Source organism: Marinobacter bohaiensis, from assembly GCF_003258515.1.
GTDB classification, from domain to species: domain Bacteria; phylum Pseudomonadota; class Gammaproteobacteria; order Pseudomonadales; family Oleiphilaceae; genus Marinobacter_A; species Marinobacter_A bohaiensis.
This window is the reverse complement of sequence record NZ_QGEH01000008.1, coordinates 91778-109283: the sequence shown is the minus strand read 5'-3', so window position 1 is coordinate 109283 and position 17506 is coordinate 91778. Positions and strand designations below refer to the sequence as shown.

The 17506-nt window shown below is 66.5% G+C and carries 12 protein-coding genes; all 12 read right to left on the bottom strand.

What is annotated here, in order from left to right; translation table 11 throughout:
• Positions 1-225: 225 nt before the first annotated feature.
• The 12 genes from DKK67_RS21415 to tssF all read right to left on the bottom strand — a co-directional run bounded on the left by DKK67_RS21415 (position 226) and on the right by tssF (position 17504).
• A complete protein-coding gene (locus tag DKK67_RS21415; protein WP_111498571.1) occupies positions 226-513 on the bottom strand; it encodes a type VI secretion system PAAR protein in 288 nt (95 codons plus the stop codon).
• Positions 514-667: 154 nt separating this feature from the next.
• The gene (gene tssM, locus DKK67_RS21410; RefSeq protein WP_111498570.1) at positions 668-4258 is read right to left on the bottom strand and encodes a type VI secretion system membrane subunit TssM; all 3591 of its coding nucleotides are present in this window, start codon (positions 4256-4258) and stop codon (positions 668-670) included.
• Between the two features lie 81 nt (positions 4259-4339).
• Positions 4340-5773 (bottom strand): type VI secretion system protein TssA, encoded by a 1434-nt coding sequence (gene tssA, locus DKK67_RS21405; protein ID WP_111498569.1) that lies wholly within the window; start codon positions 5771-5773, stop codon positions 4340-4342.
• 31 nt (positions 5774-5804) lie between these two features.
• Positions 5805-6497 (bottom strand): type VI secretion system-associated protein VasI, encoded by a 693-nt coding sequence (gene vasI, locus DKK67_RS21400; RefSeq protein WP_111498568.1) that lies wholly within the window; start codon positions 6495-6497, stop codon positions 5805-5807.
• Positions 6494-8077 carry a sigma-54-dependent Fis family transcriptional regulator gene (locus DKK67_RS21395; protein ID WP_228160732.1) on the bottom strand — a complete coding sequence of 528 codons (1584 nt, stop codon included), beginning with the start codon at positions 8075-8077 and terminating at the stop codon, positions 6494-6496. The genes vasI and DKK67_RS21395 overlap by 4 nt, the downstream gene beginning before the upstream one ends.
• A gap of 9 nt (positions 8078-8086) precedes the next feature.
• Complete coding sequence (tssH, locus tag DKK67_RS21390) at positions 8087-10744, bottom strand: type VI secretion system ATPase TssH (protein ID WP_111498566.1); 2658 nt, start codon at positions 10742-10744, stop codon at positions 8087-8089.
• Between the two features lie 13 nt (positions 10745-10757).
• The gene (gene icmH, locus DKK67_RS21385) at positions 10758-11552 is read right to left on the bottom strand and encodes a type IVB secretion system protein IcmH/DotU (RefSeq protein WP_111498565.1); all 795 of its coding nucleotides are present in this window, start codon (positions 11550-11552) and stop codon (positions 10758-10760) included.
• A 3-nt stretch (positions 11553-11555) separates the two neighbouring features.
• Complete coding sequence (tssK, locus tag DKK67_RS21380) at positions 11556-12890, bottom strand: type VI secretion system baseplate subunit TssK (RefSeq protein WP_111498564.1); 1335 nt, start codon at positions 12888-12890, stop codon at positions 11556-11558.
• A 2-nt stretch (positions 12891-12892) separates the two neighbouring features.
• Positions 12893-13423, bottom strand: a complete 531-nt coding sequence (gene tssJ / locus DKK67_RS21375) for a type VI secretion system lipoprotein TssJ (RefSeq protein WP_111498563.1) — start codon at positions 13421-13423, stop codon at positions 12893-12895.
• Positions 13420-14742 (bottom strand): type VI secretion system-associated FHA domain protein TagH, encoded by a 1323-nt coding sequence (gene tagH / locus DKK67_RS21370; protein WP_111498562.1) that lies wholly within the window; start codon positions 14740-14742, stop codon positions 13420-13422. Before tagH ends, tssJ begins: the two co-directional genes overlap by 4 nt.
• A 3-nt stretch (positions 14743-14745) precedes the next feature.
• Positions 14746-15762, bottom strand: coding sequence for a type VI secretion system baseplate subunit TssG (gene tssG, locus DKK67_RS21365; RefSeq protein WP_111498561.1), 1017 nt, complete (start codon positions 15760-15762; stop codon positions 14746-14748).
• A complete protein-coding gene (gene tssF, locus DKK67_RS21360) occupies positions 15726-17504 on the bottom strand; it encodes a type VI secretion system baseplate subunit TssF (protein WP_111498560.1) in 1779 nt (592 codons plus the stop codon). Before tssF ends, tssG begins: the two co-directional genes overlap by 37 nt.
• Between the last annotated feature and the right edge of the window lie 2 nt (positions 17505-17506).

The window sequence follows — 17506 nt, the reverse complement described above, 5'->3', positions numbered from 1 at the left end:
AGCTTCAGGGTCAGGACAAAGGGCTGGGACAGGCGCTCGGTCAGCTCGAACTCGACCACCGCGAAGGTGTCGTCCGGCAGGCTGCCGAGGCGGGCCGTGAACTGCAGGCCGGTGGCTTGGGGCATGGTGTCGTCCTTGAATGATCCGGGTTAAAGAATCCAGGTATCCAGCCGCCCGGCGCGTTCCGGCTCCGGGCGCTTTATCGATTCGGCCAGCGCGCCGCGTTTAGCGGCTGACGCCGGAGCCGCTGCCGATCACCACACCACCGCAATCGACGGCGTGGCCGGTCAGCGCAATGGGCTTGCCTTCCACGAGCACGGTGCCGTTGCCGCCGGCAATCTTGCGCGGGTGGAGCGGGTGATGGGGTTTGGTGTGCGGTGCCAGCGGATCGCCCTGGCGGGCGACGGGCTTGCCGTCCATCAGGACGGTGCTGCTGGCGGCAATAACGGGGGTGGGCGGATAACCTTCGTGATCGGTGCCGATATCGCCCAGAAGTACGACGTTCTTAGCCATGACTGCTCTCCCTACTCCTCGCACTGCCCGTCAGGACAGTGCCGGGTTCCTTCCCAAACATGGATCGACAGTGTGGCCCGGCAGAGCCGGGACCACAATACGACCGTTTACGGATCTTCGTTGCTATGTCACGAAGTGATCCATTGCGACGTCCTCAATAGAGGCTGCGCGGCACTTCGTAGCCCGCCAGCATCTGCTGCGTGAACGGGTTGACGCCACCGGCGGCGTGCAGCCGGTACTGGACGCTGCCGCCGTCCAGGTTGAACTTCACGTCCACGGCGCTGGCGCTGACGCCGGTGATGTCGGCCTTGTCCAGCAGGCGGAAGAACGCCCAGGGACCGCGCGCGATCTGACTGCGCGGCGAACGGTTCACTTCCACCGGCACCAGGGTGACTTCACTCTCGACGCTGTCGCGCAGCGTATTCGGCCAGATGAGCGGAATACTCTGCCGTGGGCCGTGACTGAATTCAACCAGCTGGCCGTCGACGTTCATCACACTGCGACGCTTGTTGGACGACAGGTTGACCGGCTCCAGCGCGAACTCCACATCCAGGCTGCCCTTGCGGGTGAAGAACGCCTGACGGATGCGCTCGGCCTGGTCGATGGCGGCCATGACGTCGCGGCGGATCAGCGTCGCGCGCTTGCCGAGGCTGACGTGCTCAGGATGGTCTTCCAGGAACAGCTTCAGCTTGTCCTTGTAGAACGTATCCAGGGTGCCGTCCGGCGCGAAGAAGCGCTCGAAGTCCTGCAGCGCGGCGTCACGTCCGGCGTTGCTGCTGAACGGGTAGTTGCGCGCCAGGTTCTGCTGGAACGGCTGGTAGACCTCGTCGTACCACTGGCGCTCCAGTTGGGCGATGGCCTGGTCCAGCACCACGCGCCAGCTTTCCGCGGCGACCTTGTCGAGCATGCGATCAACCGGCGCCGGCATGCCACGCGCCATGCGCTGCAGGGTGAAGATCGGGTCCGCGCCTTCCAGGGTCAGGCGGTCGCGGGCCGCGGCCAGGGCGGCCTTGCCGCTGTCCGGCGACTCCTGGATCGAGCGCAGGTAGTCGTGCAATGAACCCAGCACCTTCTGCACTTCCTCCATCTGGGTCGGCGCGTCGCCGTCCTTCAGGAACAGGCCGTGCAGGCCTTCAAACTGCTGCTCGATGTTCTGCGCCATGCGGTACGCCGGCGAGTTCACCAACGCCTCGCGCTGCTCTTCCGGCAGCTGGGTCTGCGGCGGGTAGATCTGGGTGTTGGCGTTCACTTCCGACAGCAGCTCCACCATCGGCTGGCGGGTGCCGGTCAGGTTTTCCAGCACGCGCACGCCATCGTTGAGATCCTCGAAGTCGCGGATGGCTACGTGGTTGAGTGCTCCGCGCCAGGACTGGGCGTAATCCTCCGCGTAGTGTTTGCGAAGCTCACCCTGCAGTTGCTGTTCGTCGGCCTTGCTGAAATCGACATCGGCGCGACGGCCCAGTACCCAGGCGTCCACCAGGGCCAGCTCGGTGATCTCCTCGGATTCGCGCACGAAGTAGTTCTTCATGCCGTCGCCGGTGAGCATACGCGGGATGCGCAGCGGATCGCTGTCCACGTCCATGGCGCTGTCAGTGGCCTGCGGGCCGTCCTGCACTTCCGAGAACACCAGCTGAAACGCCGGCCCGCCCAGGGCCCGCAGATCCAGCGGCGCGGACAGGTCGAGGCGGCCGCGATGGCGCAGCTGATCGTAGACCCGATCCGGCGTGGCCATCTGGCCCAGCTCGTCCTGGGCCCATTTGACGCTGTTCTGGAACGGCGCCAGGGCGGTGTCGGCGGCCACGTCACCGTGAGCCTGGCGATCCGCCAGGTCGGTGTAGTTCATGGCGTATTCCAGGTGGTTGTTCAGGCGGTCCTGCACCGAACGCTGCCCCGGGAACTTGGTCTGCCAGTAGCGCGCCATGTAGTCGTCGACGATGTCGTTACGACGGCCGCTGGCGTCGTACAGCATGCGCAGCACGCGCAGGTGCGCCAGACGGTCGGCGCTGCCCTCGGGCAACTGATTCATCTCGTGCATCACGCCCGACATCAGCGCCGGCAGGAACTGGTAGCTGAGCATGTCGAGATAGGACTTATCGACTTCCGGGCCGACCACGTCGCCCTGGTACAGGCCCATGTCGGCGACCAGCGGCCACTGGTTGCGGTAGTCGCCGAACGCCAGGGTGGCGGCGCGCAGCTGGTCCAGTGGTTCCAGCAGGTTGCGGCCGGTGGTGTCGCGCTCCTGGCCGGCGGGCTGGTAGTTGTCGAGGAAGCCGTGCACCCGGTCCACCACCATCTGGGCGGCGTCGGCGTTCTTGACGAAGTAGTGCTGCCAGCCGGCGCTCAGGCCCAGGCCCGCCACTACGGCCGCCACGGCCACGGTCACCAGGTTGCGGCGACGCTGCTTGGTGACGCGCACGTTGTCACCGGCCAGCCCCGCCTCGGGATAGATGATTTCCGGGAACAGCTTCTCGCTGAAATAGGTCATCGACTGGCCGCTGCGCTGGGCCGGCTGGATGGCGTCGGCCAGGCCATAGTGGCGCGCGGTGGCTGAGATGAAGGCGTCCTCGGGCACCCCTTCCTGGTAGACGGAGGTGAAGTAGACGCCGCGCACCAGCGCCGGGGTGGAGAAGGCGTCCGCCGCCAGCATTTCGGTCAGGAACTGCTGGACGATGGGCATCAGGCCGGAGATCTGGCGGCTGAAGGAGTAGATCGCGGCGCGCTCTTCCGGCTCGCGGCTCTCGGACATCAACTGCGGCACGCGGGCGTTGACCTGGTCCACCAGCTTGTGGAACGCCGCCTCGAACTGATCCAGCCACTGATCCGGATCCTGCAGGGATTCCAGCTCGAAGGTGAAGCCCAGCGGCTTCTCGCGCTCGGCTTTGTTGAGCTTGCGGAAAAAGGCGGTGAAGCCGTGCAACATGTCCAGCTTGGTGAAGCTGACGTAGACCGGCAGGCGCGAGCCGATCTGCTCCATCAGTTCGCGCAGGCGGGTACGCAGGACCACCGCCTGGGTGCGGCGCTCAGCCTCGCCCAGGGAGCTCAGGTAGGCGAGGTCGATGGTCAGGATCACGCCGTTGAGCGGCCGGCGCGGGCGGCTCTCTTCCAGCCAGGCGATAAAGTGCTTCCAGAGACGTTGCTGGATGCTGCCGCCGTTGGCGGAACCGCCGTCCTGGCTCATCAGCTCACCGTCGGGGTCGATCACCACGGCGTCGTCGCTGATCCACCACTCGAAGCCGAGCGGGTTGCGCTCGGTCTGGCGGTTGCGGGTCACGTTGGTCAGGGTGAAGGTCTGGCCGGACCGCTGGATCAGGCTGGTCTTGCCGGCGTCCTCCAGGCCCATCGCCAGGTACCACGGCAGACGGTAGATGCGGTTGCGGCCGCGGATGTTGTCGCGCAGGGACGCCAGGTTGCGGTTGAGCAGCCGGGTCTGGCGGCGCTCGTACACCAGGATCGGGTCCTCTTCCTCCTCGCGGGCCTCGGACTGGGCCTGGTCCACCTTCTTCAGGCGACGCGACAGGATCCATCCCCACAGGACGGCGACGATCAGCACCAGCCCCAGGGTGGCCAGGGCACGGGTCTGCCAACTGGCCAGCGGCGTCTGTTCGCGCCACTCCCAGGTTGGCCCCAGCCACCAGATGGCGGCCACCAGCAGGCCGAAGCCCAGGGCCAGCACAATCGGGCCGCCGGTACGGATGAACGGCCAGAGCTTCTTGCCGATCTTGACTAACGTGCTACGGATATCCATGCCTTTACTTCCTGCTTTCCCTGTGCGGCGACGCGGTGGCGCCCCCGGTTGAAACGGTTGTCCATGTGCGTGTCGGTGTCATCAGGTGAGTCGCTCCAGATGCGCCACCAGCGACGGCTCCCAGTCTTCCAGTGTGCGGCCGGACGCCTGCTGCTTCAGGTCGCCGAACTGCTGCTTGGCCAGCGCCTTCATGCCGCTGTCGCGCAGCAGCTCGGCGCTCATCAGGCGCCAGTAGAACTGGGCGCGCGGTTCCTTGGCCTTGCTGAGCCCGTCTTCCAGCAGTTTCATGGCCGGCGCCAGACCGTCCTGCTTGAGCACGTCCTGGGCGTTTTCGTAGGCCTTGTGCCAGTCGGCACCGCGCCCCTGCTTGCCGGCGCCGCCGGGCGAGCTGGTCAGCAACCACTCACGCACCGGTTTGGGCAAGAACGGCGAGCCGTCGGAGAAGGTCATGTCCGCCAGCGCGGGCAGGCGGTCGATGAACCCCTTGAGGGCGTTGCGAATGGCTTCGGCGCACTTGGGGTGGCCGGTCTGCTCGGCGGCCTGGGCGCTGAGGTAATGCCCTTCCAGCCAGAACGGGCTGACTGACAGGCTCTGCTCGATGCGGCCCCAGAGGTTCATGTCCACGCCGCGCCCCAGGCTCTCGCGGTATTCCGACACCCGGTCGGAGCTGACCGCCGCCAGGTCGCTTCGGCCGCCCTTGCGCGCCGGCGGGGTGGCGGTGATGTTGTACCAGATGGCGAAACGGCGCATCTGGTAGCCCAGCGGCGAGCCCGGTTCTAGGTCCGTCAGCAGGTCCGCGACGCGCAGCAGGCTCTGACGAGTGGCGCGCTCGTCCTTGGGGTCGAGGGTCACGCTGCCCAGGCTGCCGGACGCGCCGGAGGACGTGGTCGCCGCGCCGCCGCGTCGGGCCGGCGTTTCCTGGGTGCTCGCGGGCGCCGCCGGCGCTTCGGCCACCTGCCCCACTTCCGGCAGGTTGGTGATGGCGTGGCGCAGGTCATCGATGCCGTCGGTGGCCAGTGAGTCGGCCTCCGCCAGCGCCTTGAGGCGGTCCAGCCGGTCCAGGCAGAACTGGCGGCCGTCGCCTACGGCGCTGTCGAAACTCAGACGCCCCACTTCCGCGCCGGCGCGCTGCATCATCTGGGCGAACATCATCTTGCGCGGGCGCGCGCCCTTGGCGCCGGGATAGGGCCAAGCGTCGGTCCACCAGCCCTGCATCACCTCGCACAGCAGGTGGATGGACAGGGCGAAGCGTTCGCCGCTGCCGCCGCGCTGCAGCGCAAGCAGCAGGAAGCCCAGCACCTTGAGATCCTTGGAGATGTCCGACAGCAGCCGCAGCGCTTCCTGCTCCACCTTGTCCCACTCGATCTCGCCGTGGGACAGGGAGCCCATTTTCATGATCTCGCCGTCGAGGAATTCCAGCGTCGGGTCTTCTTCCAGCAACTGGCCCTGGGGCGACTCCCCTGCCAGCGGCGAGAGCACCGGTTCGACATAGGGATGTTGTTCTACTGCCTGCATCGTTGCCAACGTCCTGTTCGTTCGGGTCGGTTTACCAGCCGCACTCGGCGCGCAGCGGCGCCAGGGCTTGACGGAAGCCACTGAGGTCGAACATGAGTCCGTCCAGGGCGGATTCATCGCTGTGCAGCGTCAGCCGCTGCGCATTGACCAGTTGGCGTACGGTGCGGATCGCCGGCAACCCGCGCCCGCCGCTGATCACGTAGCCGTCGTCGCGCACGCGCCAGGTCTGTGCCTGCACGCGGCCGTCGGCGTCCAGCTCCAGGGGCACCCGCTCCGCCGTACTGGCCTTGGGCAGCATCAGCGCGAAGCGGGTAATGTCGTTGTGGCAGCGCACCGTCAGCAGCGGGCGCGGCGGCACGGCACCCAGCGCCGGCACGGTGACCAGCTTGCCGGCGTCGCCGTCGTGCTGCAGGGCATTGTCGTCCGGCGTGCGGGCCTGTTCCTGGGCGTAGGCGGCCACCCATACTGCGGGCTTCTTCGCTGGCAGCGCGGCCTGCTGCTCTTCCAGGGTGCGCACCGGCGTGTCGAACACGTCGTCGAAACAGGCCAGGCGCTCCAGGCGCGCGACCTTGGCGGTGCAGGCCTGGGCCGCTGTCAGGGTGTCGCCTCCGCTGACCTTGGCGTGATCTGTGCCATCGGCGCGATCTGAGCCAGCGGCGTGGGTGATTCCGGATACGGCAGCCAGGGCCGCGACAAACATCAATAAACGCGGACGCGTGGTCATCCGGCCTCCGATACGTTGAACTTCTGGCACTTGTGGGCCAGCGTGCGTTTTGGCAGCCCCAGGCTTTCCGCCGCCTGGGCCCGGTTGCCGCCGTACTGGCGCAGGCGTGCGCTGATTACGGCGGCTTCGAATTCCTGCGCGGCGGCGCGCAGGTCGTCAATGTCGTGCAGGGCCGGTACACCCGGCTGGGGCACGGGCGCGTCATTGAGGTCCAGCTCGCCGTCCGTTTCCTCCGACGCGGCCAGGGCGTCGAGACGCAGGTCTTCGGCCTGGATGTCTTCCTGCGCCGGGGTTTGCACACAGGCAAACTCGATCACGTTGCGCAGCTCGCGCACGTTGCCCGGGAAGGCGTACTGCTTGAGGTGCTCCAGGGCGTGGCTGCTGATACCCAGCGGGCCACGACCCTCGCGCTCGCGGTAGATCCGCACAAAGTGGCGGCACAGCTGTTCCAGGTCCTCGGGGCGCTCGCGCAGCGGCTTGACCCGCAGCGGGAACTGGCTGAGACGGTAGAACAGATCGCGGCGGAAGGCGCCGTCGCCGATCCGTTCCTGCAGCGGCTGGTGGGTCGCCGCCACCAGGCGGAAATCGGAATGCACCTCTTCACGCGCGCCCAGCGGCCGGAACTGGCGGGTTTCCAGCACCCGCAGCAGCTTGGACTGCAGCGCCATGGGCATGTCGCCGATTTCGTCGAGGAACAGGGTGCCGCCATCGGCCTGGGCCAGCAGCCCCTGCTTGGCGGCATCCGCGCCGGAAAACGCGCCCTTGGCGTGGCCGAACAGCTCGTTTTCCAGCAGGCTATCGGGGATCGCCGCGCAGTTGACCACCACGAAGGGCCCGTCGCTGCGCTCGGAGAAATCGTGCAGGCCGCGTGCTACCAGATCCTTGCCGCACCCGGTTTCCCCCTGCACCAGCACCGACAGCTGGCTGCCCGCCGCGCGGATCACCTGCCCGCGCAGATCAGCCATGGCGCGGGACTGTCCCACCAGGGAGCGGGCCAACTGGTCGCTCTTCTGGCGTTCGGTCTCGTTGTCGCGCAGGGAACTGAGCGAGCGGCTGAGCAGGCGCTGCTGCCAGAGGCGGTCGTCCCGGTCCCGGTGCGCCACCCACTGCAGGGTGATCAGCGACAGCAAACCGTCGAACAGGGGCTGGGCGACCAGCGCGTCCCACACCGGATCGACGCCGCACAGCACGAGAATGCCCAGCGTGCGTTGATCCGCCGAGCGCAGCGGCTGTATCCAGATGGAATCGGCACCGCGGCTGGCCTGGAACAGTCGGCTCAGGCCGGCGTGATCCAGCCGCGCGCAGGCCGCCGACGACAGCGCCCGGGCCTTGCCCTCGCGCAACACGTGGGCGAACGGGTGCGAGAAGTCGTCGCATTCGAACGCCAGCTCGGCGTCCAGCGCCGGGCAGAGCAGGGTCCGGCCGCTGGCGTCCAGCTCCAGCACCCAGCAGCGGCTCAGGCCGAACACCCGCTCCAGTTGCGCCGTGGCGCAGGCCAGCAGGGTCGAGCGGTCGCGCTGCCCCACCAGCTCCACAGCCAAGTCAATCCCGGTGTGCAGTTCCATCTGCATCCGTCCCATAACGTGTCCTTAGCTGACCGTCCCGGTGAAGCGGCCGTCGGCGATGCCCAGACGCACCTCGCTGACGGTCTCCCGTGCGGCCAGTTTTTCCAGCAGCGCCAGGGACACCGGCGGCAGCAGCTCGCCCTCGATGATGGACTCGAGCATGCGCGCGCCGTTCTCGCTGCGGGTGGCCCGGCTGCGCACCGCCGCCACCAGGCCTTCTTCCAGCACCACCTCGGTGCGGTAGCGATCGCGGATCTGATCCGCCAGACGTTCCAGCTTGTCGCCCACGATCCGATCCAGGGTGCCCTCGCCCAGTGGCAGGTACGGCACCACTTCCATCCGCGCCAGCAGCGCCGGCTTGAAGAAGTCGGCCAGTACCGGGTAGAGGTCGTCATCCAGGGCCGAAGCGTCGAACTCGCCGTCACGCTCGGCGTGCTGGACGATGGTTTCGTAGCCCAGGTTGGAGGTGAGGAAGAACACCACGTTCTGGCAGTTGATCAGACGGCCTTCGCCGTCCGCCAGCTCGCCCTTGTCGAACGCCTGATAGAACAGGTTGAGCACTTCCGGGTGGGCTTTTTCCACTTCATCCAGCAGCACCACCGAATAGGGTTTCTGGCGGATCGCCTCGGTCAGGATGCCGCCCTCGCCGAAGCCGACGTAGCCCGGCGGCGAACCGATCAGGCGCGAAACGGTGTGCTTCTCCTGGTATTCGGACATGTTGATGGTGGTCAGGAACTGGCGGCCGCCGTACAGCAGATCGGCCAGTTGCACCACGGTTTCGGTCTTGCCCACGCCGGACGGCCCCACCAGCAGGAAGGCGCCCATCGGGCGGCCCGGGCGGCGCAGGTCGGCGCGGGCGGTCAGCAGGTGCTGGTGCAGCGCGGCGATGGCCGGGTCCTGGCCCTTGATGTGGGCCTCCAGGTGATCGGGCAGATGGGTGATCTTCTGCAGCTCGTCGGCGGTCATGCGGTTGACCGGAATACCGGTCCAGTCGGCGATGACTTCAGCCACCTGCCGCGTGTCGACCAGGGCGTGCACCAGCGGCTCGTCGGCCTGGAGCTGGTCCAGCTCCTGCTGCAGGGCGGCGGCTTCCTGGCGCAGGGTATCGGCGTCCAGCGGGGCCTCTGCCGTTTCGCTGTCTTCGCCGCCTTCACCCTTCTCTTCCGATGATTCCGGGGTCAGCAAGCGCTCACGCACATCGACCAGCTTGGCCACGAGCTCGCGCTGGCTTTCCCAGCGTTCCTGCAACTCGGCCGCTTCCGCTTCCAGCGCCGCCACCTCGGTGGCCACGCCGTCGTGACGTTCGCGGTCGGTGTCCTGGCCCAGGTGGCTCTGGCGTTCGAGCAGCTCCTGCTCCATCCGCAGCTGGTGCAGCTCGCTGCGCACGTGGCTGAGCCGGCGCGGCGGGGTACTCAGGTTGAGGCTGACCCGCGCGGCGGCGGTATCGAGCACGTCGATGGCCTTGTCCGGCAGCTGGCGACCGGCCAGGTAGCGGGCGGACAGGGACGCGGCGGCGGTCAGGGCGGAATCGTCGATCAGCACCTGGTGGGATTTTTCATACACCGGGCGCAGGCCGCGCAGGATGTGCACCGCCTGATCGGTGGTGGGCTCGCCCAGGGCCACCGGCTGGAAGCGCCGGCTCAGGGCCGGATCCTTCTCGAAGTACTTCTTGTACTCGCGCCAGGTGGTGGCGGCCACGGTGCAGAGTTCGCCGCGGGCCAGCGCCGGCTTGAGCAGGTTGGCGGCGTCGGATCCGCCCTCGTTGTTGCCCGCCCCGATCAGGGTGTGGGCTTCGTCGATGAACAGGATGATCGGCGTCGGCGATTCCTTGACCGCCTCGATCACGCCCTTCAGGCGCTTCTCGAACTCGCCTTTCACCGAGGCGCCGGCCTGCATGGCGCCCAGGTCCAGGGCCCACAGGGCCACGTCCTTGAGGCGGTCCGGCACTTCCCCGGCGACAATGCGCAGGGCCAGGCCTTCCACCACGGCGCTTTTGCCGACGCCGGCGTCGCCCACCACGATCGGGTTGTTCTTGCGGCGACGGCAGAGGATGTCGATCATCTGGTCGATCTCGGCGTCCCGGCACAGCACCGGGTCCAGCTCGTCGTTGCGGGCGCGCTGGGTGAAATCCGAGGCGTAGCGGCTGAGCATGGACTCGTCCGTCGCCCGCGGCGCCGCCGGGCCGCCCTCGGCGTCCGCCACCGGCTCTTCGATGGAACCGCGGGTCACCGTGGCGAACTGACGTTTGAGGTGCTCGCGGTTGAGGCCGTCCAGCTCCCGCGCCAGGCGCGGCATCAGGTAGCGGTCGGCATTCATCAGCAGCGCCAGGAAAATGGGGCCGGAGCGCAGCTGGCCATGTTCCAGCTCGGTGGAGGCCAGCAGCCAGGCGTCCTGGATCAGCTCGATCAGCAGCGGCGAGAAGGACGGGTAGGCGTCGGCCACCTGCGGCCCGCCTTCCAGGCTCTCACCCACCAGCGGCTGCAGGGCCATGTGGTCGAGGCCCGCCTGGTCCAGCATCAGGCGGATGTCGGAATACGGCGTCTCCAGCAGCTTGAACAGCAGGTGTGCCGGCGTGATTTCCGCACCCTGGCGAGCGATGCACAGGGCGGCGGAGGCTTCCAGCGCCTCCCGGGAAATGTCGTTGAGGCGCCCGATGAGCGCCGGTAATTCAACCCGAAGCATGTGTTCTCCTTTCCTAATTCGGGAGTTGTGCCAGCACAGTGAGCACGTCCGTGATGCGCTTATCCAGTGCGGTGTCGTAAAGGCTGTAAACGGTGACCATGGCGGCGATGAAGACGCCGAAAATGCTCCACAGCGGCAGGCCGGTGCGGAAGCGGTTGCGCGACGGGGTCACGTGCTCCAGGGCATTGCCCAGGGACTCGGGCACTTCCTCATCGCGCAGGTCGGAAATCTGGCGGTGCAGGCCGGCGATCACGCGCTCGTATTCGTCGCGTCCGTTTTCCATCACCTTGTAGCGGCCTTCGAAGCCCAGGCACAGCGCCAGATAGATGAACTCGAGCATGTCGCGGTAGCGATCCGGCTCCTGCTCCATGCGCGACAGGATGGCGAACACCTTTTCGCCGCCCCAGGTCTCGTTGTGGAAGCGCGACAGCAGCGACTGCTGGGACCAGACGCTGTGGGCGCCCCAGTCGGTGCCCAGCACCGCCTCGTCGATGAAGGCGCAGAGCACGTAGCGGTAGGCCACCACCGTGGGGCGCTCGTAGCCCTGCTCGATCAGCTCGCGGTCGATGTCGGTGACTTCGTCCACCACCTGCTGGTAGAGCTGCGGCACGCGGCTGAAATCCGCCAGCCGGCGCGCCCGGATCACCAGTCCCAGCAGCGGCAGGGCCGCGTCCACCAGGCGGTTGTGTTCAAAACCGCGCAGGCGGAAGGTTTCATCGGCGGTGGTTTCGCTGTGGCCGTTTTCTTCAAACAGCATCTTGCCGAAAGCGTCTTCCTGCGGGGCTGACATTACGCTGGAATCGTCCATGATCTAGCTCCTGATGGCCCAGAACTGCATCTCGATGCCCGGGAAATCGCCCGCCACGTGGAAGGCGAAACCGCTGGCGTTGTCCAGCATCTGCCACGCCTGACTGCGGGCGTCGAGCTGGAAGTAGGTAAATCCGGCGTGGTACGGCAGCTGGCGCGGTGCCACCGGCAGCGGTACCAGCGGCACGCCCGGCAGCTGCAGGCTGATGAGGTCGCGGATTTTCTCCACCGAACCCACCTTGCACTGCTGGGTGAACTGCTTGCGCAGGTCGTCGGTGGGCATGTCGGCGCGCACCGCCAGGATGAACTCGGCCTGGCCCATGAGCTGGTTGTCCTGGATCGGCGCGACCGTCAGGCCGTACTGGCGCTGCTGCAGCTGGATCGCCACGGCGCGCGGCTCCAGCACCGTGCTCAGGGACTGACGCAACACCTGCATCAGCGGCGAGAAGGACGCTTCCGGCAGGTCGTGGTCGTAGCCCGGGTACTCGCTGGGCAGACGGTTCTCGTCGGTGAAAGTCACCAGTTCGCCGCACAGTTCCAGCAGGGCCTCATAGAGACGCTCCGGATGCAGCTGACGCACCCGCGCCAGGTGCATGAAGCGCGGATGGGCCCGGTTGAGCATCTGCAGCAGCATGAAGTCGGACACGTCGGCGACGCCGCCCTGATTGGGCGACCCGACCCGTTCGGCGATGTTCTTCGCGCGTTCGCGCATCAACCCCGCCATTTCGCCAACGAAACGCTGCAGCTTGGGCGCTGCGCGCACGCTCAGCATGGTCGGCATGAAGCTGGGGTCCATCACCAGGCTGCCGTCCGGACGCTTCTCCAGGATGCGGCCGATGGCCAGCGCGGCGTAGGCACTGAGGTCCTCGCGTTCGAGCATCAGGCGCGGTTTGACCTTGGCCAGGTCGATGGCGTGACGGTCGCCGTCGATGGAATGCAGGTCGCGGATGTCCAGAGTCTCCGAGCGGAAACGCGCGGAGACACCGGACTCGGGCCATTCCACTTCCGGCAGGCTGTCCGAGGTCAGCGGCAGGGCCAGGAAGACCACCTGGTTGGCCACCGAGGAATCGGTGATCTCCAGGGGCTCGGGCATGACGTCTTCCATCGGCAGATTGAAGCCGGTGCCGTCCGGGAACAGGCCGTTGGCCCGCACCAGGCCGATGCGCCCGAAGCTCAGGTATTCGTCGTTGAGCTGCAGGTCGCCGAAGCCGTACAGGTAGTCGGACACGGCAAAGGCACGGTCGGTGATCTGCTGCTCTAGGTATCGTTGCTGTTGCTGAAAGTGCTGCGGTTTGATGAACAGGCCATCGCTCCACACCACCCGGTTATGTGCCGACATACTTATTGATCCGCCTTCTGCATCATGACTTCGCGTTCGCGCAGGTTCACCAGGATGTGATAGCGCCCGCCCATGGGGTCGACCTTGACCACCTTCTTCCACTGGGATTCGTTGGGAAACGCGTAGAACGCGACCACGCCCAGGTAACGGGTCCCGGAGTCCACTTCGAACGATTCGATGTACTTGAACTGGCCCGGCACCATGGCGTAATCGCTGTGGTCGATGTAATTGGCGCCGAGCGCGTCTTCCAGGTCTTCGGAGATCTGGTCGAAATCCGCCGCCAGCATCATCGAGCTGTCTTCCATCTCGATGATCTTGAACATGATCGGCGCCGGCTGCATGGCGTCGTTGGGGTTCACGTCCGGCTCCGCCAGCATGGTCAGGTCGACGGTGGTCGGCTGCTCATCCGGCGTACCGACCGGGGTGTCCGGATCCCACATCACCTGGGCCGACTTGGAAATGGCCTTGAAGGGCCCGGAGCAGCCGGCCAGGCCGAGCACCGCGCACAACAGGATCCACTGACCGATTCTCACAGCACGGACTCCCGCTGCAGCTTGCGCAGGTGGTGATCGTAGGCCTGCTCGAAGACCTCCTCGAACAGACGCTCGAAACCACGCTGACGACTGGAGCGCAGCTCCTGGTAATAGTGGGTGTACATGTCCCAGGCCCAGGCCGCTTCGTTCTCGCCCGGCTGCAGCGAACGGCGGTAGCCGTGGAACCGGTTGAGCAGGTTCTCCGGCGAGAAGGCGTGCAGGATGGCGTCGAGCGCCTCGCTGATCGCTGCCTGGGTCGCCTGCTGGTGATGACGCAGGCCGGTCAGGCTCTCGGTTACCGCGGACGGCGCCGACAGGTGCACCGGGCTGCGCTCGGCGGCAAACAGGGTCTGCATGACGTCGTCATAGCCCTGGCCCAGGCGCAGCGGGTTGTCCTCGATTGGCTGCAGGCGTGTGCGCAGCGCCTGGTGGCGGCTGTCTTCGCGCTGATGCAGGTCCAGCAGGCCTTCGATGGTGGCCTTGATGGTGCGACCGGCTTCTTCCAGGAAGCCCTGCATGGCGTCGCTGCTGTCAAAACGCATATCGCTGTCGAGCCCGCGCATCAGCGGCGCGCCACTGATGTGCTTGCGGCTCTGTTGCGTGGCCTCGCCACGGCTGAGATCGCTGCGGTCGTCTTCCATGCGCCGCTTTCCTCCGTTGATCACGGGCAGGCGCAGGGCCCGTTCCCGTTCGTCCATGTAGGGATCGCTCGACTCCGCCTGGTTGCCGTACCAGTCCGGGTTGTCGTCGAGCAGTTCTTCGGTCTGGCGCCGCTCCCGCGCCTGCTGCTCCAGCTCGCCAAAGCCGTCCATCGGATCGCGCTGTTGGCGTTCGGTGGGGGCCGGGTCCAGGTGGTCCAGCGGGTTGAGCTGCTCGGGCTTCTCCGCGTCGAAATCGACCTTTTCCAGCTCGCGCTCCTCGGCGTTGACCAGCATGGGGTCGTCCGGCGCTTCGTCGAGCGGAATGTCGTGCGGGCCGTCGCCTTCGATCAGGTCCACCTGCAGCATGTAGTTGCCCACCCGCAGCCGGTCGCCGTCCATCAGGCGCGCGCGGCGGCCGCGACCCACCGGCATGCTGCCGCTGTTGACGTAGGTGCGCCCGGAGCGGTCGATGACGCAGTAGTGGCCGTCGATCATGCGGATCTCGGTGTGCCCGGGGAGGACGCCAGTGCGGTGCGGCGACAGGCGCCAGGTGTCACTGTCCGCCGAGCCGATGGAGCCACCGCGTTCGCCGAAGTCGCAGCCGAGGTCGGAGCTGACGCCCACGTCCGCCGGATTGGAGATGCTCAGCCTGAGACGTGTCTTGGTTGCTGTTTCCATAAATCACCGCCGGATTTGAATGCGGACGGCCTGCTGCGGCTCGCCCGGTGTCGGGTTAACGAAAGTGGTCCAGCCCAGGCGGGCGTCGTTGCCCAGTTGCATGGGCTCGACGTCGTCGGAGCGGATCTCCAGCTCCAGATCGAAGGCCAGTTGCTCGCGCATGGTGAATTCCACCAGCTTGACCAGGCTCTGGTGGTCCTGGCCGATGGGCAGGAAGTCCATGAAGCGTTCGCGGCTGAGTTCCTTGAGGCGCAGGATGAACTTGCCGCTGCGGTCGCGGATGCTGTCGCCCACCAGGGTTTCCTCGCCCAGGCGGCCGTTGGCGCGACCCAGCTGGGTCTGCTGGTCGGCGGGAATGCTGACCTTGCGCAGCACCCAGGGCTCGATCTCCACTTCCGGCAGATCGAAGCAGTGGGCCACGATGCCGCTGACCACGTCCGGCGAGCGGCTGCGCCCGGCCATGAGCCCGGCGTAGGACAGCATTTTCGACCAGTTGATCGGGGTGTCCCCGCGCAGGTCGCTGTCTCCCAGGCCCACCAGGGAAAAGACGTGTTCGGAGAAGGCATCGCTGGCGCCCGGCTGGAAGCGCACGTAATAGCGGTACTTGCGCCAGACCCGGTGGAACAGGGTCACCAGCCGGTGGTTGAAGAAATCCAGGAAGTAGCGCCGGATGCCCGACTGCTGGCCGTATTCCCAGGCCAGATCCTCCAGGTAATAGCCCGGCAGCGGCGACTGGGAGCCGTGCAGCCCGAGGAAGCTGACTTCCATCTGGTAAGGCGCGTACTCGTGCTCCGGCAGGCCGGCGGACAGCACGTCGCTGCCCGGAAAGCCCAGGCCCGCCGACGACGAGAAACGGATGCGCTCGTGCTGCGGCGCATCGTCGGTGGCCCGCTCCAGGTCGTCCCCGTGCAGGCGGTGGATCAGGTCCACCAGCTGGAAGAAATTGTAGCGGCGCGCGTTCCCGAGAACGGGCTGCAGGCCGGCTACATCAGGGGCTGCTGCCCGGTCCGCAACGTCCATGTGTACCGCTCCTGGTTCTCCGAATTCACCACGTCCAGCAGGTGAAAGGCGTTAATACTCGCGTAGAGGGCAAAAAAGTGACTGAGGACCGTGCCGAACAGGTACAGGTCCCCTTCCGAGGCAAACGACTGCTGATCCAGCGTCAGCGTCGACTGGATGCCCCGCACCGGCAGGCCGCGATACATGCGATCCACCGGCTGGGTTTCGATGTTCTGGATGCCCGCCAGTCGCTGCTGCGAGACCCGCTCCGCCTGGCGGTCCACCAGGGCGCGGAAGTCGTAGACCCGCAGCACCGAGCGCAGGGCGTCCACATCCAGCAGCGACAGGTAGTTCAGCGACAGGTTGGACACCAGGGTCCACAGCAGGCTGCCGTCCAGGGTCGGCCGCAACGTCGGCGTGGGCCGGGTGATGTTGCGGAACGACGCGAACGCCGGCGTGCTCTGGGTCGCCTCGCAGATGTCGCCGACCGCCAGTTGCGCCGGCAGCTGCCGGTTGGTGCAGGTGACAGTGAGGGAGATGGCCTCGTGCTGGTTCAGGCACAGCTCCTCGTCGCCGCGGACGAACGAAATGTAGTGATCGAAGCCGTCGCCGCGCACGCTCTCGCGCACCCGGACCCGGTAATACAGCGCCGTTCGGTTGCGATCGCGCTCGATCTGGTGCTGAAAACTCTCGAACGCGCTATACAGACGGGGCTCGCCCCGCTCCCGGCCCACCGGGTTGTCGAGCCAGCCTTCCACCTGGTCCACGCTGAAAATCTCGTAGTGGGAGGCGAAGCGGCTCGACGGCTGCATGCGGTATTCGGTCTGCCGGCCATTGAGGTCGATGGGCTCGGCCTCGTGGCTGAATAGGTTGATCGCCGGGGTGCAGTACAGCTGGAAGTTCTCGGAACGCACCTTGGCGTCCGGCGGCAGCGTCCGGTTGAAGCGGAAGCGCAGCTTGAACTCGTCCACCTGGATGCCCGGCAGGTGCTTGTCCAGTCCGGTCAGGTCCATGAAGTGGAACGACTCGGGGAAACTCAGGTATTCCTGGATGATGCGGTACCCGGGATAGGCGTTCTTGGGGTACGGCAGCATCGCGTCTTCGGCGGCAAAACCCACCTGGCGCAGGCTGTCCTTCGGCAGGTGCAACACCTTGCCGTCGATTTCCAGCTCGATGCCCTGCAGGCAGTGGTTCAGCCACAGGTACAGGGTCTGCGCGGTGAAGGTGTCGCCACCCAGATGGAAGCGCAGGCTGTCCATACCCAGTTCCGACAGCGGCTGGTCGGTGTGCATTGCCATGGTCAGTTCCACGGCGGACACTTCCCGCGACAGTTCGGCGTGGGCATCGGCCAGCGTCATCGGGTACATGGCGATGTCGCGACAGGTGCGGAACCGGCACTGGGTCTGGCCACGGCGATCCCCCACCAGACCACTGCGCACTTCGGTGTGGCTGGGGATGATCTGGCGCTCGCTGATGGCGTGCAACAGCGGATCGAAGCGCATGATGGTGGCGCTGGGTACGGGACGCAGGTAGTTCGGCCAGAGCATGTTGAGCATCGAGTGCGTCAACTCCGGGAACTCGTCCTCCACCTTTTCCCGCAGTTTACCGGTCAGGAACGCGAAGCCTTCCAGCAGGCGCTCGACGTCCGGATCGGTACTCTGTTCCGACAGGAAGCGGGTCAGCTGAGGATGGGCCTCGGCAAACTCGCGTCCCTGCAGGCGCAGGAAATTCAGTTCGTCTCGATAGAATCTGTTTAACTTCACGA